Annotated in this window: 25 protein-coding genes; 8 read left to right on the top strand and 17 right to left on the bottom strand. The window is 45.4% G+C overall.

All coding sequences use genetic code 11. The annotated features are described in order from the left end of the window. Window positions 1–35 precede the first annotated feature (35 nt). The 5 genes from TW81_RS14750 to TW81_RS14770 all read right to left on the bottom strand — a co-directional run bounded on the left by TW81_RS14750 (window position 36) and on the right by TW81_RS14770 (window position 3,075). Window positions 36–854, bottom strand: a complete 819-nt coding sequence (locus TW81_RS14750) for a substrate-binding periplasmic protein (protein ID WP_045956497.1) — start codon at window positions 852–854, stop codon at window positions 36–38. A gap of 152 nt (window positions 855–1,006) precedes the next feature. Further along, window positions 1,007–1,435, bottom strand: coding sequence for a YccF domain-containing protein (locus TW81_RS14755; RefSeq protein ID WP_045956498.1), 429 nt, complete (start codon window positions 1,433–1,435; stop codon window positions 1,007–1,009). Window positions 1,436–1,448: 13 nt separating this feature from the next. Next, a complete protein-coding gene (locus TW81_RS14760) occupies window positions 1,449–1,751 on the bottom strand; it encodes an antibiotic biosynthesis monooxygenase family protein (protein ID WP_045956499.1) in 303 nt (100 codons plus the stop codon). A gap of 41 nt (window positions 1,752–1,792) precedes the next feature. Then, window positions 1,793–2,521, bottom strand: coding sequence for a sulfite exporter TauE/SafE family protein (locus TW81_RS14765; RefSeq protein ID WP_045956500.1), 729 nt, complete (start codon window positions 2,519–2,521; stop codon window positions 1,793–1,795). Window positions 2,522–2,661: 140 nt separating this feature from the next. After that, window positions 2,662–3,075, bottom strand: a complete 414-nt coding sequence (locus TW81_RS14770) for a rhodanese-like domain-containing protein (RefSeq protein ID WP_045956501.1) — start codon at window positions 3,073–3,075, stop codon at window positions 2,662–2,664. 131 nt (window positions 3,076–3,206) lie between these two features. Here TW81_RS14770 and TW81_RS14775 point away from each other — a divergent pair, with 131 nt between their 5' ends. Then, a complete protein-coding gene (locus TW81_RS14775; protein ID WP_045956502.1) occupies window positions 3,207–4,148 on the top strand; it encodes a helix-turn-helix domain-containing protein in 942 nt (313 codons plus the stop codon). A gap of 14 nt (window positions 4,149–4,162) precedes the next feature. Here TW81_RS14775 and TW81_RS14780 read toward each other — a convergent pair whose 3' ends face one another. Continuing rightward, window positions 4,163–5,059, bottom strand: coding sequence for an EamA family transporter (locus tag TW81_RS14780; RefSeq protein ID WP_045956503.1), 897 nt, complete (start codon window positions 5,057–5,059; stop codon window positions 4,163–4,165). A gap of 98 nt (window positions 5,060–5,157) precedes the next feature. Here TW81_RS14780 and TW81_RS14785 point away from each other — a divergent pair, with 98 nt between their 5' ends. Beyond that, a complete protein-coding gene (locus tag TW81_RS14785; protein WP_045956504.1) occupies window positions 5,158–6,540 on the top strand; it encodes an aminotransferase-like domain-containing protein in 1,383 nt (460 codons plus the stop codon). Window positions 6,541–6,604: 64 nt separating this feature from the next. Here the strand turns inward: TW81_RS14785 and TW81_RS14790 are convergent, their stop codons facing one another. The 5 genes from TW81_RS14790 to TW81_RS14810 form a co-directional block, all read right to left on the bottom strand. Beyond that, complete coding sequence (locus TW81_RS14790; protein WP_045956505.1) at window positions 6,605–7,978, bottom strand: YjiH family protein; 1,374 nt, start codon at window positions 7,976–7,978, stop codon at window positions 6,605–6,607. Window positions 7,979–8,276: 298 nt separating this feature from the next. Next, window positions 8,277–9,275 (bottom strand): succinylglutamate desuccinylase/aspartoacylase family protein, encoded by a 999-nt coding sequence (locus TW81_RS14795; RefSeq protein WP_045956506.1) that lies wholly within the window; start codon window positions 9,273–9,275, stop codon window positions 8,277–8,279. 131 nt (window positions 9,276–9,406) lie between these two features. Continuing rightward, complete coding sequence (locus TW81_RS14800) at window positions 9,407–10,312, bottom strand: DMT family transporter (RefSeq protein WP_045956507.1); 906 nt, start codon at window positions 10,310–10,312, stop codon at window positions 9,407–9,409. Window position 10,313: 1 nt separating this feature from the next. Then, complete coding sequence (locus TW81_RS14805) at window positions 10,314–11,057, bottom strand: 2OG-Fe dioxygenase family protein (protein WP_045956508.1); 744 nt, start codon at window positions 11,055–11,057, stop codon at window positions 10,314–10,316. A 15-nt stretch (window positions 11,058–11,072) separates the two neighbouring features. Continuing rightward, window positions 11,073–12,281, bottom strand: coding sequence for an argininosuccinate synthase-related protein (locus TW81_RS14810; protein ID WP_045956509.1), 1,209 nt, complete (start codon window positions 12,279–12,281; stop codon window positions 11,073–11,075). Window positions 12,282–12,380: 99 nt separating this feature from the next. On the opposite strand from TW81_RS14810, the gene TW81_RS14815 reads away from it, so the two are divergent. Continuing rightward, window positions 12,381–13,298, top strand: a complete 918-nt coding sequence (locus tag TW81_RS14815) for a LysR family transcriptional regulator (RefSeq protein ID WP_045956510.1) — start codon at window positions 12,381–12,383, stop codon at window positions 13,296–13,298. Window positions 13,299–13,325: 27 nt separating this feature from the next. Here the strand turns inward: TW81_RS14815 and TW81_RS14820 are convergent, their stop codons facing one another. Continuing rightward, the gene (locus tag TW81_RS14820) at window positions 13,326–14,255 is read right to left on the bottom strand and encodes a Gfo/Idh/MocA family protein (RefSeq protein ID WP_045956511.1); all 930 of its coding nucleotides are present in this window, start codon (window positions 14,253–14,255) and stop codon (window positions 13,326–13,328) included. 8 nt (window positions 14,256–14,263) lie between these two features. Next, window positions 14,264–15,442, bottom strand: coding sequence for an MFS transporter (locus tag TW81_RS14825; RefSeq protein ID WP_045956512.1), 1,179 nt, complete (start codon window positions 15,440–15,442; stop codon window positions 14,264–14,266). A 215-nt stretch (window positions 15,443–15,657) separates the two neighbouring features. Here TW81_RS14825 and TW81_RS14830 point away from each other — a divergent pair, with 215 nt between their 5' ends. Continuing rightward, a complete protein-coding gene (locus tag TW81_RS14830; RefSeq protein WP_045956513.1) occupies window positions 15,658–16,149 on the top strand; it encodes a GNAT family N-acetyltransferase in 492 nt (163 codons plus the stop codon). Between the two features lie 21 nt (window positions 16,150–16,170). On the opposite strand, the gene TW81_RS14835 is transcribed toward TW81_RS14830, so the two are convergent. Together TW81_RS14835 and TW81_RS14840 are read right to left on the bottom strand one after the other, a co-directional pair. Beyond that, window positions 16,171–17,136: an aminoglycoside phosphotransferase family protein gene (locus tag TW81_RS14835; RefSeq protein ID WP_045956514.1), complete on the bottom strand. Its 966-nt coding sequence runs from the start codon at window positions 17,134–17,136 to the stop codon at window positions 16,171–16,173. Between the two features lie 3 nt (window positions 17,137–17,139). Beyond that, a complete protein-coding gene (locus TW81_RS14840) occupies window positions 17,140–17,418 on the bottom strand; it encodes a GNAT family N-acetyltransferase (RefSeq protein ID WP_045956515.1) in 279 nt (92 codons plus the stop codon). A 171-nt stretch (window positions 17,419–17,589) separates the two neighbouring features. On the opposite strand from TW81_RS14840, the gene TW81_RS14845 reads away from it, so the two are divergent. Then, window positions 17,590–18,324, top strand: a complete 735-nt coding sequence (locus TW81_RS14845) for a PilZ domain-containing protein (protein ID WP_045956516.1) — start codon at window positions 17,590–17,592, stop codon at window positions 18,322–18,324. A 61-nt stretch (window positions 18,325–18,385) separates the two neighbouring features. Here TW81_RS14845 and gltS read toward each other — a convergent pair whose 3' ends face one another. Further along, window positions 18,386–19,612 (bottom strand): sodium/glutamate symporter, encoded by a 1,227-nt coding sequence (gltS, locus tag TW81_RS14850; protein WP_045956517.1) that lies wholly within the window; start codon window positions 19,610–19,612, stop codon window positions 18,386–18,388. A 653-nt stretch (window positions 19,613–20,265) separates the two neighbouring features. Here gltS and TW81_RS14855 point away from each other — a divergent pair. Both TW81_RS14855 and TW81_RS14860 read left to right on the top strand, forming a co-directional pair. Then, window positions 20,266–21,186 (top strand): polyprenyl-phosphate transporter, encoded by a 921-nt coding sequence (locus tag TW81_RS14855; protein ID WP_045956518.1) that lies wholly within the window; start codon window positions 20,266–20,268, stop codon window positions 21,184–21,186. Between the two features lie 134 nt (window positions 21,187–21,320). Then, window positions 21,321–22,052 (top strand): siderophore ferric iron reductase, encoded by a 732-nt coding sequence (locus TW81_RS14860; RefSeq protein WP_045956519.1) that lies wholly within the window; start codon window positions 21,321–21,323, stop codon window positions 22,050–22,052. On the opposite strand, the gene TW81_RS14865 is transcribed toward TW81_RS14860, so the two are convergent. Then, window positions 22,049–23,257 (bottom strand): MFS transporter, encoded by a 1,209-nt coding sequence (locus TW81_RS14865; protein WP_045956520.1) that lies wholly within the window; start codon window positions 23,255–23,257, stop codon window positions 22,049–22,051. The genes TW81_RS14860 and TW81_RS14865 overlap by 4 nt on opposite strands. Window positions 23,258–23,403: 146 nt before the next feature. On the opposite strand from TW81_RS14865, the gene TW81_RS14870 reads away from it, so the two are divergent. Further along, the gene (locus tag TW81_RS14870) at window positions 23,404–24,171 is read left to right on the top strand and encodes an ABC transporter ATP-binding protein (RefSeq protein ID WP_045956521.1); all 768 of its coding nucleotides are present in this window, start codon (window positions 23,404–23,406) and stop codon (window positions 24,169–24,171) included. The last annotated feature ends 6 nt before the right edge of the window (window positions 24,172–24,177 follow it).

Below are 24,177 nucleotides of genomic sequence, written 5' to 3' on the forward strand. Positions count from 1 at the left end.
CTTAACTGACTGGCATTACTCAACTGAGCCTCTTTTTATTCCACTAACGTCATCGCCTTTCGATAGCGAACCATAACATCACTGTCAGGCTGATAGTAGTCAATCAGTTCTGTTAACCTACCTTGGTTCTTTAACTCACTAAAGCTTTCACGCAAAACCTCAACCACTTGTTGTGACGTTTTATTCCCTGTCACTAGCCACAATTCCTTGCACAATCTATCGACTTTAACGACTTCAATAAATTCTTTGGGATCATAGCCATATTGCTCCATGCGATAAAAGTAGCTGGCTTTAACTAATGGTGCGAAGTCGACTCGATTGGTATGCAGTAGTTTAATCGCCACTTTTCCGTAGTTGACCGGGATAATTTTGGCAAAACCTTCTTCCTTCGCCACTTCTTCAAAGCTGCTTGCTGTTTGTGCGGCAAAACTGAAGTTTTTTAATTCTTGGAAAGTACTAGGCGTCACACTCGGGCCATCATAGTGGCGGTAGATAGCGACTTCATACGGAGAGACTGGGCCGATCCATTGGTATTCTTGTTCACGGCTTGGCGTGCGTGATAACGAAAAAAACAGCACATTCTCGTTTTCTTGTGTATTGCGAATCGCTCGCTTCCAAGGCGCAAAATGGACGGCTGCAATTTCCATCGGAAGTTTTTCGGCTGCGTGACTGACCACAGCTTCAACGAACTTAACCACATAGCCTTCTGCCTGACTGTCGACTTGTATTTGCAGCGGCGGAAATTCCTGAGTATACAACTCCAGTTTGATGGGCTCTGCAACGCTAGACGCGGCGAGCATAAATCCCATCCACCCGAGAGTAAGACGATAAAATTGACCCGACTGATATGCCATGTAGTGTTCTTATCCGGAAGGTTTGCAACTGACTGCGTACTATAACCTTCCTAATAGTAGGATCAATTGACTATTTGTCCAATCGATTGCTTGGTCACTATTTAACTAAGCCTTTGAAACTAAAAGCCCCTTTCGGGGCTTTAAAGTTTGATCTATTTCGAATATCTGGCCAACGCGGCCTGTTCCTTCGGCACCACAGTCTTACCGATGGGCGCTAAGGAGATATACGCGAGCTTTAGATGTTGCAGTGCAAATGGAATGCCGATGATGGTAATAAAGCACGCGACCGCAGACATAATATGACCGATGGCAAGCCAAATACCTGCCAGCAAGAACCAAATTATGTTTCCTATCATGCCTAGCGGGCTGGTCCCAATATCAGTTTCATTTGTCAGCTCATTTCGGGCTATCGCTTCTTGACCAAATGGAAAGAAGGAAAAATTGCCCATAACAAAACATGCTCGTCCCCAAGGTATACCAATAATGCTGACAAACGCGAGCAGTCCGAAAAACCACCACATCAGTCCCATGATCACGCCGCCACATACGAACCAAATTATATTTCCAATCGCTCTCAACACCTTTTGCTCTCCTTTAAAACGACTCATCGTAGACAGGCTGGTAATGTTCTACAGTTGGGAATGGGTCATAAAAATGATGTAAAAGCGCCTTCCATTCCTGATATTCAGCAGACTGTCTAAAACCCAGCTCATGATCTGCCAATGTTTGCCAGTTCACTAACAAGATGTAGCGGTTAGGTGTTTCAATGCAACGCTGCAGTTGGTGTGATACATAACCGCTCATACTCGAGATGATCGCCTGTGCTTTAGCAAAGTTTTGTTCAAATTCGGCTTCCATGCCCGGTTTTACATCTAATATTGCGACTTCCAGTATCATGCTTTTTCCTTAACGTAAGATGAACAATGATTGAGTGAGAGTTAGGACAAACCCTGCCAAACCGCTGTCGCACCACTAACCGAACAAAGCAGCAATGCGCCGGTACGGATTTTCTCTTTAGGTAATGATTGAGTTGTCATTATCGCCAGCTTGTAACCTACCCATGCCGCCGGAATGAGTGGGATACTAATCCATAAATGATGCAAGGTTAAGAAACCAGCTGGCATCTGAATCAGTAAAGAGATCATCGAACTAAAAACAAAAAAGGCCGAAAGATTACCCCGCAGTTGATTGGCTTCTTGATGCTGCAATAGCAACGCCATCGGAGGCCCGCCTATCGCAGAGCTGGTACCAAAGAAGCCCGAAAAGAAACCGGCAATGCCCATTCGGGCGGGCGTGGGTTCAATACGAAACGGCAGTAAGCTAACCGCGACGGCGAACAGCACCAAAGCACCTAACCACAACGCCAGTAAATCCGTCGATACCATTACCAATAAGACGCCACCAGCAATAGAGCCAGGAACGCGCCCAATCAGCGCCATTTTGAGCCCGCCGATTTCAACACTGGCTCTATGTTTAAGCGCGTTAAGCACAGAGATAAAAAGTGCAACTAGACAGATTGGCGCTGGGACATAATCTGGAGAAACCAAAAACAGCAGAGGTGCCGCAACAATCGCTAACCCAAAACCGATCGCGGTTTGCACAAACGACCCAAGAAATATCAAAAACGCCGCAATCATTGCTTCAGGCGTCATCCATTCTGCAAACATATTATCCAGACAATTGAGTTAAGTAGAGACTACATACTACCTTTAATCCAATGATTTGCCATTGAAATTCTGCTTGGTGATTTAGGCAATTTGCCCACATAACCATGCGCGTAACGACCATGTAGAAGCGGTTCCGACGATTAATTGCATAGCTCAACCTCCTGTGAGACAAGTTCGAATCCTTCATCCAGCCAACCCGTGACACCACCGATCATCTTTTTCACCGGACGACCAAGTTTGGCTAAGCGAATAGCTGCTTTTTCTGTACCGTTGCAGTGAGGTCCGGCGCAATAAACAACAAATAGAGTCTCTGGTGGGAAATCGACCAAGCGCTTTTCATTCAGTCTAGGATGAGGGATATTAATGGCGCCATCAATATGCCCTTGTACGAACAAACTCTCTCCTCGCACATCGATCAAAACGAAGTCTTGCAAACCATTAGTCAGTGCATGATGCACATCCCAACAATCTGTCTCGAATCGAAGCAATTGTTCAAAATGCACCAAAGCTTGCACACTGTCTGCTGCCGGAATACGTGATACTGCACTAGTCATAATCTTTCCTTGGTTAATGATGGTATAGCGACATAATGCGATGAAAAGAAATGATCAAACATTGGCTCAAAAGACATAGTTCGTTAATAATGAGCCAAAGTTCTTATCACCTGTTTATGCAAGGATGAAATATGAATCGCGTCGCTATTCTCGCCCATACTCATGTCACGCTATTTGAAATGTCATGCGCGATCGAGCTGTTCGCTCTGCCTCGGCCTGAATTTGACGTATGGTACAAGACTGATGTGATTAGCTTAGAAAAAAGCGATATTGAGACCACTGGCAACCTTGTCATCAGCGCTCAGCCTGCCGACACCCTCGACCCTTACGACACGCTTATCGTGCCAGGATGGCCAACGTGGGACTACCATGTTCCACAGGCGATCGAGTCCGAAGTGAGTCGTTTTGTCAAACAAGGTAAGCGAGTACTTACATTGTGTTCGGGTGCTTTTCTACTTGCAAGGCTGGGGTTATTAGATGGCAAAGCGGCAACGACGCATTGGATGTATGAACAGAGCTTTCGCAGTCAATTTCCTCATATCCAATATCAAGCTGACGTGTTGTATATTTTTGATGACAACATCGGCTGCTCTGCGGGTAGTGCGGCAGCGCTTGATCTCGGTCTAGCCGTGATTCGTCATGACTTTGGCTACGACATTGCCAATCAAGTGGCAAAACGACTGGTAATATCGGCGCACCGACTTGGCGGCCAAGCACAATTTGTCGATACACCGATACTCGAAGTGCCGAATAACTTTTCATCGGCTCTCGATTGGGCATGCAGTAATTTGGATAAAAGCATCAGTGTTGATCTCTTAGCACAAAAAGCCAGTATGTCGCGTCGCACATTCGACCGAAAGTTTCGCGCCAGTTTTAACCTGTCAGCCAAAGAGTGGCTAATCCAGCAGCGCATCGAGAGAGCCAAAGGCTTGCTTGAAGTTGAATCCCATTCAATTGAGCGCTTAGCAAGCATGGCGGGGTTCGAGAACGCCACAACACTGCGCCATCATTTTCGCCGCTTGGTTGGGGTCTCTCCACAGCAGTACCGCAAGCAATTTGGCGAGCTAGGCTGAGCGACAGACCAAAACTAGCCTGCCAATTTTCTCGCCCGCTTAGGCATAGTTGATTGAGATTGAGCAGGCTTGACAATCAAGCCTATGCCAACCAGAAACAATCCCGATGCAATTATCTGAGCCAATGATAACGCCTCATCATACATCCAGTAACCACTCACTAACGCAAACACTGGCACAAGTAACGTCAGAGGTGCGGTGGTACTTAACGGATACTTAATCAGCATTAGATTCCAAACCCAATAACCAAACAAAGTGGTTGGGTAGGCCTGGAACATCACGGCTAACGTTGTGCTCCAATCCCACAGCTCCACCGCCTGCCAAACAATCTCGTCACCATGCAATAACACCGCAAAAATCACCAGTGGCACTGGCGCAAACAACATTCCCCACACGTTAAATGCGAACGCTTGGGTTGTTTTAGAGGCCTTAACTATCATTCCCATCAACGTCCAAGAGCAGGCAGCGATCATAATGAGAACCACACCCTCGGTGGTCACATTACCCGTCGTAGAGGAAACCAATACAACGAGTGCGCACAAGGCGAATGCGGCGCCTAACAACTTGCGCATTGAAGCATACTCTTTGAAGATCAAAATACCGACCACCATTCCAATCAGCACATTACTCGACAGCAGTACCGATGAGATCCCAGACGACAACCCTGCGGTGATGGACCAAGAAGCCATTCCCCAAATACCAACACCAAAAACAACCCCATAGCCAACCAGATAGCGCCACTGAACGTTAGGTTTGGCGATAAAGAAAATCGCTGGCATTACCGCTAAAGCAAAACGCGCCGCCGTTGCCAGCAGGGGATGAACATTGGTCACCCCCATCTTGATCATTGAAAAATTAAATCCCCAGATCGCCATAACGAACACCGCGAGTAAAAAATCATTTCTTTTCATTGTCATCCCTCATGCACTTTTCTTCAGTATCCCTTGAGCAACACTTAAGGTACAGATACAATTTTTATAATAAAAACCAGTACAGTTGAGCGTGTAAGATGAGCATTTACCAACAGTTAGCGGATCAATTTATTAACGAAATTGAAAGCGGTCAGCGAGTGGTCGGCGCAAGAATGCCCTCACTGCGGCAGTTGGCTAAACAGCAATCGGTCAGCATGTCTACGGTTGTGAGCTGCTATCAAGAACTAGAGTCTCAAGGGTGGATTCACTCTCGACCACAATCGGGCTATTTCGTTTCGCCAAAACGCGCTGTTCACGCCACACCTCAATGGGTACAGTTCACCAGTAAAGTCTCTCAGGTAAAAAAGAGCGCCCCCGCGCAAACACTCGATCCAGGTCCTCTCGGCATCTCAACAACCGCTAATGACGAACAATCAGTTGTTGAGTTGGAGCGAAGTTTCCGCCGAGCACTCAGACGGATCGGCGATCGACTCAACCACTACCCTCATATTCAGGGCGAGCCTTCACTGCGCAGCGCATTGGCTGACCACTATGCCAAACTAGATTTATGCTTCACCCTAGATGAGGTGGTAGTGACATCCGGCTGTATGTCTTCAATCAAAACCGCTTTGGAGGCTTGCACAAAAGAGGGGGATACCATAGCGATCAGTTCACCTTGCTTTCAGGGCATATTAGAACTGCTTGGTAAGATGTCACGTAAGATCATCGAGATCCCCTCACTAGATGATGGTATCGATTTGGATCAGTTGGAGAGCCATCTTAAACACCAACGCGTTGCTGGCGCTATCTTTTGCACCTCTCATATGAATCCACAAGGGATCAGCATGTCGGCCAAGCAAAAGCAAAGACTGGCTCTTCTCGCCAACCAATATCAAGTCCCCGTGATTGAGGATGATGTCTATCTTGAGCTCTCATACACTACGCAAACTCCGCTGCCCGCCAAATATTATGACAAAGGCGGCTATGTACTGTGGTGCGGTTCGGTGTCAAAGAGTCTATCTCCCGGCTACCGCATCGGTTGGTGTCTGCCTGGCAGATATTTGGAGTCGTATAAATCGCACTTTGCTTGTGCAAGTTATGGCGTCGCACTGCCAACACAACTCGCAGTGGCTGACTTTATTGCATCTGGGCAGTATGCAAAACACCTTAAGAGAAGGCGGCATCAGTTACTTAATTTAAGGCAACAATATTTGCAATATCTTGGGCCAAACTTGCCTAGCGATGTAAAAATCAGCAGCCCGCAAGGGGGCATGGTTTTGTGGATTCAGATTCCAGGCTTAAATCACCATACCTTCGCCCAAGCGGTAGCCAACCACAGACTTGATGTCAGACTCGGCCACCTTTTTAGTACCTTAGATCTCTATACAGATTGCGTGCGGATCAATATTGGTTATCCGCTGCAAGGACAGGCAATGGCCGACCTCAAGCTACTGATTCGATTGATTGAGCAATCGAGATAGTCACTACAAAAAAGCCCGATCGCATTAACTGATCGGGCTTTTGCTTTTTCGATTACATCGGAGCTTAGAAAATCGCGTGTGCAACCACAACAATAATTGGTAGTGTCACCAAAGTGCGCAGTAAGAAAATCGCCACAAGTTCTAGGAAGTTGATTGGCACCTTGCTGCTGAGAATCACTGAGCCAGTTTCAGACATAAAAATAAGCTGAGTGACGGACAATGCGGCAACAATGAATTTTGTCATATCTGCATTCACCGAAGAAGCAGCAATGATCGAAGGGAGATACATATCAGTAAAGCCAACCAGCATAGTTTCTGCCGCTGCTGCTGCGTCTGGTACATTGAGTAACTCTAGCAGTGGAACAAATGGCGCGCCTAACACAGAAAATAGCGGTGTGGCTTCTGCTACCACTAAACCTAGTGTCCCGATCGCCATAACAACAGGGAGTACACCAAACACCATATCAAGCGCGTTGTGCACACCTTCTTTGGCGACATGAGTCAAGCTTTTCACCTTGCTTGCACGTTGCAGTGCGAGATCCATACCGAAGCCGAGAGTCGATTTTCCTGCAGGCACTAGCTCGTCATCACGATTCGGCGCACTACCGTCAATGTAGAGATCTTTCTTGTACGACAGCGGGGGAAGAAATTGAATCACCATCGCCGCAACAACGCCGGACAAACAGATCGAAAAGTAGAATGGCAAAAAGTAGTTCGCCAAGCCAACTTGCGTCAACACCACTAACGAGAATGAGATACCGACAGGTGAAAACATGGTCGCCACCACAGCCGCTTCACGCGCGGTGTATTTTTTATCTTCATACTGTTTGCTTGTCAGAATGACACCAACTGTCCCATCACCTAGCCAAGAGGACATACAGTCAATCGCAGCTCTGCCTGGAAGACGAAACACAGGACGCATAAACTTGCTCAGCAGAGTGCCTAACAATTCAAGCAAACCAAAGTTAAGCAGTAGCGGCAGCAATAAACCTGCTAAGAAGAATGTCACTAATAAAGATGGCAGCAGATCATTTAAAACCAAACCACCCGTATTGCCATTCCAGATGATCTCCGGACCAATTTGGTGGAGCGCTAGCAAAGTAAATATTGCACCTAACGAGCGGATGACTAACCAAGTCGGGGTTAGCACAAACAGGCGAGTAAGCAGTTGAGATTGAGTCACAAACGTTGGCTTAACTAGGCTGGCAGCAATTGCCCCCAATGCAGAAAAACAGATCACGCCTGTAACGGTTGGTAAAACCGCATCTCCTAAAACCGCTTTAACCCCTTTGGCCATTAATGCAAGCGGGAAGGTAAAGCTACCGTCGTAGGTTAGCGGGGCAAGAAAAAAGAACAGCCCCAGCAAAGAAGGAATCAAAAACATCAATAGATTCCGATTGGTTTTATGGGTCTCTGGTATAACAAGTGTATCGCTCATCTGACAACTCCCTAGATGACTGCAATCTCATAATAAGTGAATATATTTTCAATTTTGGCGATTATATATATAAAAAATTCCAGCACAAGCAATTTGTGAAAACTTATTCACTAAGAAAGGATAAAAAACCAAATCGAATCAATTAAAAAAATTGATGGTTACAAGATATAACTCTAATCCATTGATTCATGGCAGGTTTAGTTGTGAGAACTGAGTCAATCACTCAGTTCTCAGGGATGATGCGGCTCAGTAAGAAGTTGCTGCTCGTTTGCTACAAACTGGGCAAGTTTCAACGATATCAATGAATTAAGCGTACAACAAGCGAACCAGGCGCACGTACCGACTCAACATTGTGGCTGATAACCGTTCCGGCCGAAGGAGAGTAGTAGGTTTCCACTTCATCACCAAAACTGTTGTATTGTGTTGCCAGTTTTTGCCCTTTTACCACAGTTTCAAGCAGTTCAACATGGCAAATCACAAAGCCACCTTGCTGTGCTCTTACACTCGTAATTTCAGTTCCCTCAGCACATTGGTTATTGCCAGTAACAACTTGACCTTCAATCAGTTCATAGCAGCGTAGAACATTGAGTACGCCGTCTGTTGCTCGATTGACAAGGGTTAAGTCGGTATAACGCCCAACGCCTATTTCAATCGTAATAGAAGGAATGCCAGCTCGATTGTAGACCGTTTCGAGAATACCAGGGTCACCGGGATCATTGAGGATCACGTCTGGATTGAGCAATCTTGCCATACGAATTGCGTCTTCAATACGATAGTCAGCAAAGGCATAGAGAGGGTAAGCGCTGCCGCTGGTTTGCGAGTGCAAATCGATCGCAAGATCGGCATTGGGTCTGAGTAGGTTCTCCCACAAGCTATTGGCGTAACGATTCGCATCATCACCATTCGGATCTCCTGGGAAAAGTCGATTGAGATTAGCGGATGAGCTATCGGGAGCTGCAGAATGAAAATCACGGCTATGACGAGCAATACCAGACAAATTGACCGCAGGTACAATGGTAATGCAACCAGAAATGGCTTTACCCTCAAGCTCACGCGCGAGCTGCTGTGCTGTCAATATACCGTTTTGCTCGTCACCATGCACACCCGCGGTAATCACAATTCGCTTACCGGGCTTCGCACCTTTAAAGACACGAACGGGCAAGGTTTGTGGATGACCAATAGCGTCCGTCGCGACCGCAAACCAAAATTTGTGCTCACCGGGCTCGAGCGCATTGACATCTAATGCTTGAATCGTCGGATACATTGGCACAATGCATTCATTTAGTGGTGTGGTCATGATTCACCTCAACGCAAAAGACGAGCCCACTTGCTCGTCTTCTGATTCATATCTAACAAGTTTTCGCTACTTTAAACTGTCTCCGATCACTTGAATAGTAGCCACTACGTTTTTGTGAAGAGGTGCCTGATTTAGCTCTCCCTTGTCGAAGTCACTATGACACTGACGAGAATCAGCGTACCACCAAGAATTTGCACTGTGTTAAGTGATTCCTGCAGCCAAACCATAGCGAATATGGCACCAAATAAAGGCTCACTGCCCATCAATAACGAGACACGGGTTGGTGAGGTACGACGTACCGCGTAGTTCTGCACATAAAACGCAAACAAAGTACAGAACAACACTAGATAAGCCACCGTCAGCCAGAACTCGGTACTGGTAGGAATCACAACTTCAGATGCAGGCAAATAACTCATCGCAGCAATGATCGCCACGCTTGCGACTACCAATGATTGTAATGAAGTCAACGTAGTGGTAGTGATCTCCTTACCTTCAGTGAAGCGCTTGGTCAATGTCACCATCAATGCACGTAGTAATGCCGCCGCAAGAATAAAGTAATCTCCCGCATTGAGTGACAGTTCGATCCCTTGATTGCTAGTGAGAAGTAACACCCCAACAACACTACATAAGGTCAAGATCCATAACGTATTGCTAACACGCTTTTTATTGATGATCAGTTCAGCAAATGCGGTCAAAATGACGGACAAACTGATCAAGAATGCCGCATTAGATGCCGAGGTTTGAGAAACCCCGAACACTTCGCAGAAAAAAATCGCCGAAAGGATAAAGCCGGTCGGTATGGCAATCTTCCAATCTTTATTAAGTCCACGGCGAAAATCTCGAATCACTACAGGTAGCATACATAGAAAGGTGATTGAGAAACGAATCGATATGAAAACCAACACGCTGGTATACAAAAGTGCACTCTTGGTTAAGCCGTAGCTTGTGCCCCAAAAGACCGCGACCAACAGTAACAATGTTTCGGTTAACGGAAACTTAAAACTGCCTTTATTTAATTGACCCGTAGCCGTTGTCATTTTATTCCTCCATTTTAGTAAAAGCGATGACGAGTACATCCCTGTACGCGCATTTATCAGAACTGAGTGGCGTAATCGCCGTTACTTGGTGCATGGTTTTTTCATCGTCTGCCAAGATGAGATCGAAGGTCTTTTCAAGCGTTAAAGACTCCAAAGCCGTGCCACTGGCATCAGTAATCGTGGTTACGCCGCCAGACACATTAATGCGATTGATCATCAATGACGCAATATAGGTGACACCGTCACGATGCAACCCTTCTGGTGTCGGTTCGCCCTTTTCCACTTCATCGGCAATAATTCGGTATGGGTGCAAGCGAATGTTCCAATCAATCGAACGCCCTTCTACTCCGTCGTACACTTCACTCATCAGGAGCAACAGCTTTTCGAGAATTGGAGAAGTCACAAACCGGTCAGTAAGCGGCTCAAAATAACGTTCAACATCGCCATTTAAATGGTTGATGTAAGCTGGCTGAACATAAGGTTCGTGAGGCAACATAACAATCTGTTGGCCACCTTTTGCCTTATAGAACTGCCCATAACGTCGATATCGATATGCACCACCATCGGCCATATAGTTATCTCGCTCTAGATGATTCCAGCAGTGCTTAAAACGAATCACCTCATCGACATTGGTCGTCAGCATATTGGTCATTTGCTTACCACTCACAAAGACATAATTGTTTTGATTGAGCAACTGAGCAATGACCGCGGCATGGCGTTCAATCGGTTTTTTCACTGTATCCATTTCAGTACCTCGTCCCTAAACCGTTTGTTGCTTCTTGCTGGCTAAGGGAGAAACCGTACGCAAACTGCGTTGATGAGCGGTTTGTACCTCCCATGCATCCCTATCACGCAGATACTTAGCTTTATCTGCCACGATACTGGTTGCGAGTACCTGACCGCGTGATAGTGAGAATAAAACACTGCCAGAGACATGCTCGGCAGTGTGGGCAATGAACGCATAGCTTGAACGTTGCAACAAGCTTCCCCAACGGCCTTCGACCGCTTCTTGAGTCCACATGTCGTTATGCATCGCTTTCGCTTTGAGTACATCGGTAGGTAATGTTGCTGTTTCCAACAACTTATATGCTTTCATAAGGATGTGAGCTGCGGGTGCTTCGCGCACCTCTAACACTTTCTCATCCCCATCTAGGTGGTCGAAACCTACATATCGACCTATTTCATACGCGCCAACGTGGTTGTTAATGAAAGCAATCAATTCCTTAAGATTGAGCGGTAGATCATTGATCGTCACCGGATAACCTTGGCGAAATCCTATTTTAATTTGATGATTTTGTAGTTGTTTTTCCGGATTCCACTGTGACCAACTAAATAGGGATTCTGACAGAGTAAAAGACTCAGGATCATCCAACACGCCAGACTCAAACTCACGACACCACAAATTGGCATCCCCACTCACTGTGCGAGTTTTGAATCCCACTAAACCTGAGTGAAACAGCTCGGCGATTTTTTCATCGCGGGTAAGCGCCGAATATTCATAGGGAGATCCGTAGTACCCTTGGTAACCACTCGCTTCTATCGCACCGTTTAATCGTCTTAAACTATTTTGTGACTGATTCGCAGTGTGAATGATCGCCTCGCACTTGAGTTTTTCTGCAATTTGCATGGCCTGCTTAACAATAATGGGGCGGGACAGCGACGAACTCACAGGATAGTCACCCAAATACAGAGCTTGAGCTTGAATGGCCGAAACTAAACTGTGCTCAACAAACTCCTGCTTAGCGTCAACAATCACCAGATCGACGCTATAGTGGTCAGCAATCAGGCGTAAATTAGCTTCATCAATCCCTTCGCCAAGATCAACCACTAAAGCCGTGACTTTCACTTTGCTTTCTTTAAGTAGTTCAAGCAGATACGTACTATCTAAACCACCACTAAACAGAGTAAGCACATGTTTCACCCTGCTTGAGATAGTGCGAATATCATCAATACTTCGTAATTTTTTCACGCTGTCTTTCCTACTGTCCCTGTTGTCAATTGACTTAATTAGTATCCATAAGTAACTTAAACGAAACAATACTCTATATTCGCAAAGGATTTTTGCGCCATGAACACAAATAAACTCATCCCCTTACTATCAGAGATGGCAATCTTCGTTAATGTGGTTGACTCAGGCAGCTTCTCAAACAGCGCAAAAAAACTCGGCGTATCGCCCTCTTCAGTAAGTCGTTCAATCACACGTCTAGAAGATGCGTTGCAAGAAAAGCTGTTGGTACGAACGACGCGTCAAATGCGCCTCAGCTCGACTGGGCAGGAGGTTTATAATTTATGCAGTGACATGATGAACTCGGCTAAACTGGCTGTTTCAGCGGCGCAAGCAGATAAAACGGACATCTCTGGGGTATTGCGCGTCGCGGCTCCCAAAGCGCTCTCCAGACAAGTATTGATGCCTATGATACTGGATTTTATCGAAGCCTACCCTAACGTGGCACTGCAGCTTAAAGTCGCAGACCACTACATTGATCCGATTGGCGACGAGGTGGACGTCATCATTCATATCACCGATAAACCGACTGAAGGGCTGATTGCTAAAACGTTAACCCAATGCCGATTGGTACTATGCGCCAGCCCTGAATACTTGGAGACTCACGGCATTCCAATCCACCCGGAGGATATTTCTGCGCACAATTGTGTCTGTCTTGGTGAAAATCCTCGTGACCGAGTTTGGGATTTCACCAACAATCTAAAAAAAGTTTCGATTAATGTCAGTGGCTCATTTGCCGTCAATCACAGTGAAATTCGTCGTGAAGCGGTACTACGTGGGGTCGGCATTTCTGTCTTCCCTGAGTTTGCAATTCAAGAATACGTGGATTCTGGCGAGGTAGTAGAGATCCTAACGGATTGGCATGTTGGCGGTAATTATCAGGGCAAGGTGATTGCTCAATACGCCCAATCGAAGTTTATTCCAGGCCAAATCAAGACCTTTGTGAGCTATTTGGAAGATAGGTTTCATCACGGCAAATAAAGCGGAGACAAAGCTCCGCTAGCGGCATTATTTCAAACGGTTTTCGAGCTCAGTGACCAGTTGCTCAGCCAACTGATGACTGGCAATGTTACGCGCAATAATCTCACTGTTGAGCTTACCGCTTTGCACGACAGAGAGCCAATCTTCAATCATGTTGGCAAAGCCTTTACTGGTCAGCATCGGGGTCCAATCTTTTAACGCCAGTGTTGATTGTTGAGCTTGATGCCAACGTTTACCTTCTACGAAAGAGTCGAACTCCAAAGCCTGATTCGTGTACGTTGCACAGACGCGTTCTGTCGTGATCCCGAATTGGCGATTCATTGACGCGTGGAGCAATGTCGAGCCTGCTTGCCACTGGACATCGACTCGCGCAAGTTGCTGAGCCGAGAACTGTGCACTCACATAGACATCCTCTAATTGTGCTTGCGAGTTTAGATTGACGCTATCCAAAGGGTGAATAAAGTCATCAAAGACAAAAGTACGAATATCACCGGTCAGGTTATAGCGATGCTTCTCCCAACGCAGTGACGTGAGATCGCCTGTTGAGCCTTGCTTAAGCTCTGAAATATGTTGATTGTAGAGCGGAATATGGCGACGGTTAAAACCGACATACAGCGGTTGGTTGTGCTTTTCGGCTAACTCATAGAGGTACTCGACATCTTGCGCGTTGTCGGCCAAAGGCTTATCCACAAACGTCGCAATACCCTGTTTTAGAAAGTACGCAGCGATTTCACGATGTGCTGAAGTTGCCGCGTGAATCATGACTGCATCGGGTTGAAACGCCAATAACTGTTGATAATCTTGGCAATGTTTTTCAACTCGATATTGTTGTCCTAGTTGAGTGAGGGCTTGAGGCTTACGCGTACAAAAAATCGGTTCTACATCAGCCATTTGAGTGATGACTGGCAAATACGCTTTTTGCGCGATATCGCCCAGTCCAATAATACCAACTTTCATTGATCGAACTAACTCCATCTTAAGACTCGAACTTCGTTACCCTCTTGCGGCAACTTGGGAATGTTGAACGACAGCAGTAATGAAACCACTGCCATTCCCGCGCCTAAATAGAACACCGCCGCAGGCGAAACTAACCAAATAAAACCAAAGGTAACCGGAATAAATACTGCCGCTATGTGGTTAATAGTAAAAGATACACCAGCGGTGGATGCCATATCAGCCGGATCGGCAATTTTTTGGAAATAGGTTTTTATTGCCAACGCTAACGCGAAGAATAGATGATCGATAACATACAAGGCTGCCGCCCATTGTGCTGTCTCCACTAAGGCGTAACCAACAAACACACAGACTAGTCCAGTGTACTCAAACAACAAGGCTTTACGTTCTCCCACTTGACCAATAAATCGGCCAATGCGCTTGGCAAACAAAAAGTTAAACACGTAGTTGATGATGAACAGCAAAGTGACGTCTGCGGCAGAATAACCAAATTGTTCCACCATGAGGAAGCCAGCAAACACCGTAAAAATCTGACGGCGAGCACCACTCATAAAGGTTAATGCGTAGTAAAGCCAGTAACGTTTTCTAAGCACTAACTTTTTGTTCTGCTGTACATGGGTTTCAAACTGAGGAAAGGCAAATGCCATCCATGCGACTAGCAGAAAGCCAATACCACCGAACGTCAGATAGACCCATTGGAAGTCCATTTGAAATACTTCGAGACAAAGCCATAGCGCACCATACGTTACCAGCGAAGCTAGTGCGCCAACAGAGATAAATTTGCCCAACATTTCAGGCGCTTCGTCTTTGGTCAACCATTGTAACGACAACGACTGCTTGAGTGTTTCAAAATAGTGAAAGCCTGTCGACATAAGCAAGGTCGAAAACAGCAGTCCAAACAGTGAGGGGAAGAACCCTGTTATAGCGGTACCTAAAGTCAGCGCCGCTAAGGAAAGTAGCATGAAACGTTGTTCCCGGATAAAGAGCAACACAAACACAGCGGTAAACGCTAGGAAACCGGGGATTTCGCGTACACTTTGCAACAAACCAATATCCGCACCATCAAAGTTAGCACGTTCGATAACAAAGTTGTTAATCAGTGCCATCCAACTGGAAAATGCTATCGGCACCACAATTGAGATAAGCATTAGAAAATTTTGTGGAGTTTTCCAGCTCGCCGAATGATTCATGAGTGATTCCTTATGTGAACAAGCTGTTACCTTAAATCGCCGAGGCTTAAGAAACAAATCAATTTACCAAGTATACAGCGCTCTCCATCTTAGTGCCTGAAACTCAGGATAAGGATGATATTCCGATATGATAAATTAATTTAAAACAATACTTTAACATAAGTTTATTTCTCGCTATGGTGTCATGATGTTTAACCAGTCGTTAAGGTCATAATATGGAAATAACAATACGCCCGACTCAAGTTAGTGATGCCGCTGCATTGTGCGATATTTATTCTCAGCCTAAAGCGCAACGCGAAACACTTCAGCTGCCTAAGCCTTCAGTGAGTATGTGGACAACCCGACTGGAAAACATGCCCACTGGAGTTTACAGCTTTGTCGCAGAAGTTGAGGGAAGAGTCGTCGGTAATATTGGTTTGGAGCACTCACAAAGACCGCGTACCGCCCATTGCGCCAGTTTTGGTATCGGCGTGCATGATGACTTTCATGGCTTAGGCATTGGCAGCAAATTGATTGAAACTGTACTCGACTTGGCAGACAACTGGCTGCAAGTAAAACGTGTGCAAATTGAAGTCAACAGCGACAACACAGCAGCGATTGCTTGCTATAAAAAGTTTGGTTTTGAACTAGAAGGCGAAGCCAAATTTGGTTCATTCCGAGATGGTGAGTACATCAATACTAGTTATATGGCACGCATAAAAGCTTAACCGCCGCATTCAAAGGCTTGCCTAAGGGTAAGCCTTCAACATCTCCAATGCCTGCTTAGTGAGTTGCTCGGTATACGAGTTTATCTTCCAGTGATTAGGACTCCACCCCTTAACAAAGCGTTGAAAATCTGCCCACGCAATCGCAAACAAAGGACGCCATTGTTGCTCTACAGAGTGAGGTGAAAGGCTCGGTTGGTGCTTAGCAAGAGCGAATGCAAGACTCGAAAAATAACTGTCTAAAACCCACGCTTCCATCTCAGCACACTGCTCCGGGGCGACAGCACTACTCATAAACAGCGCGACGTCTTTCATCGCGCAGCCGATACCCACATACTGAAAATCGACCGCTGCGGCTTGCTCCCCATCAGGTGTAAAACAGAAATTGGCTAATTTGGCATCGCCATGAACTAAGGTCAAATAAGGTGCGCGCTGCAACACCCTATCTATTTTTTCAGCTTGCGCTTTGAGTTGAGAGTCTGGCAGAGCTTGCCATTCGTCTGGTCGCGTAGCTAGGTGCCAATAGGTACCAACCTCCCATAATCCATCACCGGAATGAGCAATATGTTGGGCGTGAAACTCGGCTAACCAGTGTAAACAGGAGCGTAAATGGGTTCGATTGGGAGTGGTAACTACGTCACTAAACCCCGCTTGCTTGAGATCCTCCATCACCAATAAAAGCGCTTCGCCGTGCTGGATAATCTTTTCCGTCTTTGGCACTCTGGCAAAACACGATTTCGCACCACCTTGGTACCAGTTCAATTCAACCTGATAAGAGCGCAGTTTACGCTGATGTGACAAATCACTGTTCCAGCCACGCGGATGGTTGCTCGGTTTGGGCAATTGAATATGTTTAACAATGATACTGGTGTTGTCGACGTTGAGTCGTACTAATTCGCCGTAACCTCCCCACAATACCTGCAGTACCTGTTTAGATTGGAGATGGGTGTAGCCAAGTTGAGAAACCAACGATTGATAGTTGTACTGCATGGTTTAGGCTTTTAAATGAGACCATTGAGCGTTACGTTCTAGATAGTGGGCAACATAACTGCAGATCGGCTCTATCTTCACACCCAGACTTTCAATTTCAGGTAACACCGCTTCCATCATGACCTTGCCATAACCTTTTCCTTGCAACACCTCAGGGACTTTGGTTGAGGTAATCGCATAGATGCCATCCTTGTCCTGAAATTTTACCACGGCGAAGTGCTCACCCTCTAAATGGACACGAAATTCACCGTTTGAGCGATCGAGAGTTACCTTATGGGCCATGTTGACTCCTTAAAATGATACTTAGCTCAACTTTATTGAGCAAATTGATGTTTGAACATGACGCAAACCAAACTTAGAATTGATTTTGTCCAAATGTTACAGAGTGTCATTTGGATGTCATATATTCACCTACCTCAAAAACAATAACATGGTGGGGACAACGGAGGCTAGATGAATACCCAGGCAACGGCGGTGAAAGAGCAGCCAGCTCGTACAGCAATTGATAAAAATATCTCGGTTTTAAACAGTACTGATGCATTGGCAATGGTCGAGCATGGCGGTGAGCTTACCATAGGAATTACTACCCCCGTGGGCACAACCTTTCGCTGTAAAACCGCGTTCATCGGGACGCATTCAGATAATGTCATCTTAGCTGAGCTACCAAAGATCTCTGATGATGATTTGGATTTTTTCTTTCAAGCCGGTTTTTGGGCAACAATCAGAGCTATTTCACCACGGGGAGAAGGCGCGATTGTTCATTTTCGCGGTCAACTGCAACACATTTTAAAAGCGCCAGTCGCCATTTTCACGCTTTCCGTTCCGCAAACGATGCAAGTAACACAACTGCGCAAAGAACCTCGTTTTGACGTCAATTTAACCACTAAAGTCATTGCAGACAGTCACAAACTCGATAGCGAAATTCGCGACTTGTCTAAAAGTGGCTGTCGTTTCATCACAGCCCCACTCAGTCGACCGTTCCAAATTGGCGACGATATTGAACTGCACGTACAGCTTGGTTCGCAGAAAGGGAAACCGTTTGAGCCTTTGTTCGGCAAAGTATGTAACTTGCAACGTTCACTGCACTACGCCCGCTATGGGGTGGCCTTTACTGACAATGGTAAAGAGAACGCGAAAGTATTGCTCGGACACCTAAAATTTGATGGTACTAAGCTGACACTTAGATAAACAAGTCTGCAACTAAAATGCCCTGCTAAATTGCAGGGCATTTTTTATTCCTCAAACAAGATTAGCCGATGAACGAGATGTAACCTTGAAGAATGATCAGGTTGACGATATCGATAAAGAACGCGCCAACAATGGGCACCACCATAAAGGCTTGTGGGGAGGGACCGAACTTATTCACCAAAGATCCCATGTTCATCACCGCAGTCGGCGTTGCACCTAAGCCAAACCCACAGTGGCCGCCCGCAATGACCGCGGCGTCATAGTTGGATCCCATGACTTTGAAGGTGACAAAATAACAAAATACGCCCAGAACGAACGACTGCACCGCCAAGATAATCAAGAAAGGCACTGCTAAATCAAAGATATTCCACAATTTTAGGCTCATTAATGCCATGGCGAGAAACAATGACAAGGAGACCGTACCTAGAATGTCGACCGTCTCAGCATCTACTTTATGCACCTTGCTGACTTCAAGTAAGTTAGTGACAAAAACACCGATAAAAAGCGCATAAACAAAGTCAGGAATCATCAGCCAACTGACCTCAAAACTGCTCACCCATTGCTCGAGGTATTTTGCACCAGTAACGCAGATAAGCAGAATAAACAAAATTTCGATGACTTTCTTCGCCGTCACTTTATCTTCTTCATACTCATTGTAAGTCACGAGCTCCGGAAAACGTTCATGAGTATGCGTCCCAGTGCCATATTCCGACTCAAAACTATTTTTGTTAATCAGTTTTTGTGCCACCGGACTACCTATAATACCCCCGATGATTAAACCAAATGTCGCAGACGCCATCGCTATTTCTAAGGTATTAGATAAACCGTAGCTGTCGGAAAATGTCTGTGACCAAGCGGCGCCCGTTCCGTGACCACCCGATAAGGTGATTGAACCTGCAATTAATCCCATTAATGGATCTAACCCGAGCGCTGTTGCCAAAGAGACACCGACACCGTTTTGAATGATGATGTAAAACGAAGCGACCGCTAAGAAGATGAACACTTTAGCACCGCCTTTAATCAACTGGGTATAGTTGGCGGCTAACCCGACAGTGCTAAAAAACATTAGCATAAATATTTTTTGCAGCGGCAAAGAAAATTCAAGGTCTAACCCATTGAAATGCGTAAGAGTGATAATCATGGCGACGATCAATCCACCAACGATTGGCTCTGGAATATTGAATTTCTTTAGTACCGGGAGCTTAGCATTAACAAAGTGCCCCAAAAATAAAACGCTAATGGCGATTAAGAAAGATTCTAGTGGTCCAACTGAAATTATCTGATTCATATAACCTCTTTTTGTGATTCACTCATCTTCCCTAACGAGTCCAGAGTCAGAACTAACTCTGTGGATCTATGCTCAAAAATTCAACTTTTGCAATTGAAATTGTCCTTATCCAAACTCCCTCATGAGGTGAGTTTCAACAGCATTACCAACCAAATCAGATTGGGTGTGGGCAAAGAAAACGAGCATTGTCATTGAAAATTCACTTATTTGTCGAGTATTGGGTAGAAAACACCTCTCAAACAAGTGTAAACCAGTGCCAAATTTTAGGGGGATGGATTGAGGAAAAAGAGTAATTAACACGTTTCAGGCAAAAAAATAGCCAATCGCAAAAAGTGCAATTGGCTTATATATAGTGTGAACAAATTACATTCACTAACAACGTCAGTTGGCTAGGTGACCCTCGGCTTAAGAAGGGTCGGTTATATATATGCAGTTAGCGTGCCAAGTTTAAAACAGGCATATTTTTGTAGTATTCCGCATTTTTCTGCCCGTTTGGCTTCCTAAAATGCAATATGAAAATCGCATTTTGCAAAAGTTCGCAAAAACATATTAAACTACATTCTTATAAACATATCTATCAACGTTGATTTTTGTTACTTTTTGTCGTTAAGAGTCGATATACTCTCTGCACCTAACATTAGACACCATAAAGAATGAATTACTTAACCACTTTTCTTAAAGGTATGGCAATGGGTGCTGCTGACGTTGTCCCCGGTGTATCTGGCGGAACCATCGCTTTTATTACCGGTATTTATGACACCTTACTTGAGAGTATTCGCCGTATAAATCCTAGTGTCATCAGCATTGTGAGACGAGAGGGCTTCAAAGCCGCTTTTCAACATATCAATGGTCTATTTCTCATTGCTCTATTTGGCGGTGTGCTGACAAGTATCGCGACGCTAGCCAAACTTATCTCCTGGCTGCTGGCGACGCACCCCATCCCAATCTGGTCTTTTTTCTTTGGTCTAATTTTGGTGTCTGTTTTCCATATGCTTAAGCAAATTGAGCATAAAAGCTTAAGCCGCCTACTGTTCTTACTGCTAGGTATTGGGTTCGCTTATAGCATCACAGTTCTCAACCCACTGCAGTTGGAACCTAGCAGTATTAATGTGTTACTTGCTGGCGGGATTGCTATTTGCGCTATGATCTTACCAGGCATTTCGGGGAGCTTCATTCTATTGCTAATCGGTATGTATACTCCGGTATTAACTGCGGTCAAATCAGCCGATATCACCATACTTGCGCTGTTTCTAACCGGCTGCGTACTGGGGCTATTGAGTTTCTCACACGTGCTCTCTTGGCTTTTAAAGCGTTTTCGAGACCTTACGTTAGTATTTCTAACTGGGTTGATGTTAGGGACGCTACCCAAGATTTGGCCTTGGAAGGAAACCATTACATGGCGTACTAACTCGAGCGGTGAACAAGTTCCCTTGATTCAACACAATTTATCGCCAGCAGATTTCGAAGCTTTAACCTCACAGCCTTCTCAACTAGGTGTCGCAATCGTGTTAATGCTATGCGCCATTGCTCTTGTGCTCGGACTAGAGAAATTTGCCGAAACGCGAGATTTATAATTTGAGTCAAAAACGGCTTCATGCGAAGCCGTTTTAATTCCCTCTCATGCAACAAACAACAATGAGAATCAATTGCATTAACTTTTAATCTTGATTATCCTTAGCGACATCATTCCACAAAACAAACACAACCCATGAGTGGCCTCTCGTTCTTTGAGCACCTTTTCGAACATTCAAAACAGGTTACCCCTTATCTCAATGGCAGCATAAAACCATTTTCTAACAACACGTTGGATCAGACCATTATTCATATTGGTTGCTCCAGCGCAGACAGTATTCAAACCTTGTATGAAAACCTCAAACAGGCTCATCCAGAAGCCGGGGCACCCTACTGGCTCACTCGGACTTGGACTTTGCTGTGCTGGCAACCTATCTATGTTGCTTTTATTGCGATTTATGCCTGTAAAGGGTTACCAAAACTTTCCTCCATTGCGCAGCAAGTACAACCGAATTTCATCAGTGGTTTTCACTTTAGCTCTGCAGAATATATCGGTGGTACGGAGCAAGAGCTCATTGAACAAGCGGGTAAAGAACTCACAACTCTATTTAACTATTTTCGCCAAGAGATGACGTTATGGACGCGCATTAGACCCGGTTTTACCAATCACTTATTTGCAGATGGCATACTCAGCTGTCTAGTTAAACTCCATCATGACTCTCCTCACCTTTCAGGCCAATATCTACTCAACCAAGCTCGTCAATGGCTTTCCGCATGTCAACTTCCCGAAAAGCTCATTGCGTCTCTCACCTACGACGAAGAGTCCAAACAGCTTACTTTTGTACGAACGAGCTGTTGTTTAGTCTACAAGTGTCAGGGCCGCAAGCTATGCAGCAACTGCCCTAGACACCCAAATAACAAACGTTAAGATTGTTCAAGCACCTGAGCTTTTTTTTGCCTACAGTTGGAAAGTGCTGTAACGAAAATCAGTACCGAAAACAGTAAACACAGATAAACAGGGTAGCGGGAATCAATTGTGGCACAAAAGGCCAACAACGAAGCAAGCCCGTATCCAATGGTATGCGACATTGATATGTACCCTGCAACCGCCCCCGGTGATCCGCTTTGTGTTTCGGTGGCTGATGAGGTATAGGCAGGCACAAGTAGGGCCGCACCTATAGCAGCAATCGCCATCGCGACGCCAAAAGCCCAAATAGACGGAATTAAAAACAGTCCGAAGCCAATCACTAGACTGATAGCACCGAAACGGTACATTGCCTGCGTTGTCATTTTTTTATTCTTAACCACGACGATCTGAGCAGCAAATGTGCACGCTGCACTGATGGTCAGTAGTACACCAATCGCGTCACTTATCTCAGCCGTTGACCAGTGAGTGATAGAAGAAATGAGCGGAGAAAAACTGTATTGCAGTAAAGAAATTGAGGCACAAAGCAGTAAACCAGTGAGTAAAAATGGCGACAACTCTTTTTGTGGTAACCAAGGTAATGGCGCTTTATTCTGACTCTGCTCTCGATTTGGCTTAGGAGCAGGTAAAAACAGCGCCGCTATTAACGCTATGCTAGGGAGCACTATCATAACCACCAGCGGGGCAAAAGGAGAGAGTTTCAACGCCACAATGGACAGTAACGGGCCAAGCAGTCGCCCGCTACTCAAACCTATACTCACCGCCGTAATCGCTTGCAGTCGATGCTGCTCACCACACAATAAGATTGCCCAATGCTGACTGGCTGGCACCATGCCGGAAACCGTACAGCCATAAACCACTCGTGCAACAACTAGCCCTAGCAAACCAATCAAGGTCCACTGCGCTCCTTTAGCGCTATACATGGCAAAAAGACATAGTAAAGCAAAGCTGAACGCCATGCCCACCAGCGCTTGAACCACGACTTTTTTAGGGCCAAATTTATCGCTATACCTTCCCCAAAAAGGTGCCGATGGCAAAAACAGAAAACTTCCCACCGCAATTAGAATCGACCAAGTTGGCAAATCAAACGCAGACTGTTCAACAAGAAATGGCAATGAAACCAAAAGCCCATTTTGGCCAATACCCATAAGCGCAGCTGCAAGACTAATAACCGCCAACTGTGACCGGTTGTTCAGCGTACCTGACATAATTTGTAATACTCAATATTTGAAGGGTCAACAAAAACAACATCAACATAATGATAGATTTGTTGATTATGAAAATAATTATCATTTATATTTCGATATGGTAACATTAACGCCTTGTAGACAATTACTCAACTGACTATTTCGCTATGTACCAACTGGTCGATGCGTCGTTTGAAATCGACGGAAAAACGATCCTAGCTCCGACTAATCTTAAATTTGCCCCTGGAAAAGTAACCACTTTGCTTGGTCACAATGGCTGCGGTAAATCGACCTTGATTAAACTACTGAGCCGTCAAAATACCAGTTCAACTGGGCAAGTCCTGCTTGATCAACACCCTGTCGCTTCGTTCGATCATTTAGAATTTGCACATCACGTTGCTTATTTACCTCAGCACCCACCTATCACCGATGGGGTTACCGTGCGTGAACTCGTTTGCTTCGGACGTTATCCTTGGAAAGGGGTGTTTGGCCGCTACCGCCAACAAGACTATGACATTGTTGACCAAGCAATTGATAAAGTAGGCTTAAGTGCATTTTCTGATCGCTTTGTCGCTACGCTATCTGGCGGTGAAAGACAACGAGCTTGGGTCGCGATGCTGCTTGCTCAGCAAAGTCAATGTATTTTGCTTGATGAACCTACCTCTGCTCTCGATGTTGCACATCAACATGAACTGCTGTCTCTGATCCGAGACCTTAATCGCAGTCTGAATTTAACCGTGATCATGGTGTTACATGACGTCAATATGGCAGCGAAATTCAGCGACGAACTGATCGCGCTTCATTCTGGTCATGTCATCGCGAGCGGATCGCCACAAGAGCTGATGACAACAGAAACACTGCGCAAAATTTACGGTATGGATCTCGCGTTGTTTACCGATCCAAGCACTGGCAATCCAATCAGCTATATTCCCTAAACAATA

It is taken from the genome of Vibrio galatheae (assembly GCF_000967545.1).
GTDB classification, from domain to species: Bacteria; Pseudomonadota; Gammaproteobacteria; order Enterobacterales; family Vibrionaceae; genus Vibrio; species Vibrio galatheae.

Excerpts from the sequence above, each read along its gene's own strand:
- TW81_RS14780 (WP_045956503.1), bottom strand. The coding sequence starts at position 5,059 with ATGAAAAGAAATGATTTTTTACTCGCGGTGTTCGTTATGGCGATCTGG.
- TW81_RS14855 (WP_045956518.1), top strand. The coding sequence starts at position 20,266 with ATGAATTACTTAACCACTTTTCTTAAAGGTATGGCAATGGGTGCTGCT.
- TW81_RS14860 (WP_045956519.1), top strand. The coding sequence starts at position 21,321 with ATGAGTGGCCTCTCGTTCTTTGAGCACCTTTTCGAACATTCAAAACAG.
- TW81_RS14870 (WP_045956521.1), top strand. The coding sequence starts at position 23,404 with ATGTACCAACTGGTCGATGCGTCGTTTGAAATCGACGGAAAAACGATC.
- TW81_RS14820 (WP_045956511.1), bottom strand. The coding sequence starts at position 14,255 with ATGAAAGTTGGTATTATTGGACTGGGCGATATCGCGCAAAAAGCGTAT.
- TW81_RS14835 (WP_045956514.1), bottom strand. The coding sequence starts at position 17,136 with ATGCAGTACAACTATCAATCGTTGGTTTCTCAACTTGGCTACACCCAT.
- TW81_RS14840 (WP_045956515.1), bottom strand. The coding sequence starts at position 17,418 with ATGGCCCATAAGGTAACTCTCGATCGCTCAAACGGTGAATTTCGTGTC.
- TW81_RS14795 (WP_045956506.1), bottom strand. The coding sequence starts at position 9,275 with ATGACCACACCACTAAATGAATGCATTGTGCCAATGTATCCGACGATT.
- TW81_RS14830 (WP_045956513.1), top strand. The coding sequence starts at position 15,658 with ATGGAAATAACAATACGCCCGACTCAAGTTAGTGATGCCGCTGCATTG.
- TW81_RS14765 (WP_045956500.1), bottom strand. The coding sequence starts at position 2,521 with ATGTTTGCAGAATGGATGACGCCTGAAGCAATGATTGCGGCGTTTTTG.
- TW81_RS14790 (WP_045956505.1), bottom strand. The coding sequence starts at position 7,978 with ATGAGCGATACACTTGTTATACCAGAGACCCATAAAACCAATCGGAAT.
- TW81_RS14805 (WP_045956508.1), bottom strand. The coding sequence starts at position 11,057 with ATGGATACAGTGAAAAAACCGATTGAACGCCATGCCGCGGTCATTGCT.
- TW81_RS14775 (WP_045956502.1), top strand. The coding sequence starts at position 3,207 with ATGAATCGCGTCGCTATTCTCGCCCATACTCATGTCACGCTATTTGAA.
- TW81_RS14815 (WP_045956510.1), top strand. The coding sequence starts at position 12,381 with ATGAACACAAATAAACTCATCCCCTTACTATCAGAGATGGCAATCTTC.
- TW81_RS14845 (WP_045956516.1), top strand. The coding sequence starts at position 17,590 with ATGAATACCCAGGCAACGGCGGTGAAAGAGCAGCCAGCTCGTACAGCA.
- TW81_RS14785 (WP_045956504.1), top strand. The coding sequence starts at position 5,158 with ATGAGCATTTACCAACAGTTAGCGGATCAATTTATTAACGAAATTGAA.
- TW81_RS14865 (WP_045956520.1), bottom strand. The coding sequence starts at position 23,257 with ATGTCAGGTACGCTGAACAACCGGTCACAGTTGGCGGTTATTAGTCTT.
- TW81_RS14825 (WP_045956512.1), bottom strand. The coding sequence starts at position 15,442 with ATGAATCATTCGGCGAGCTGGAAAACTCCACAAAATTTTCTAATGCTT.
- gltS (WP_045956517.1), bottom strand. The coding sequence starts at position 19,612 with ATGAATCAGATAATTTCAGTTGGACCACTAGAATCTTTCTTAATCGCC.
- TW81_RS14760 (WP_045956499.1), bottom strand. The coding sequence starts at position 1,751 with ATGATACTGGAAGTCGCAATATTAGATGTAAAACCGGGCATGGAAGCC.
- TW81_RS14800 (WP_045956507.1), bottom strand. The coding sequence starts at position 10,312 with ATGACAACGGCTACGGGTCAATTAAATAAAGGCAGTTTTAAGTTTCCG.
- TW81_RS14770 (WP_045956501.1), bottom strand. The coding sequence starts at position 3,075 with ATGACTAGTGCAGTATCACGTATTCCGGCAGCAGACAGTGTGCAAGCT.
- TW81_RS14750 (WP_045956497.1), bottom strand. The coding sequence starts at position 854 with ATGGCATATCAGTCGGGTCAATTTTATCGTCTTACTCTCGGGTGGATG.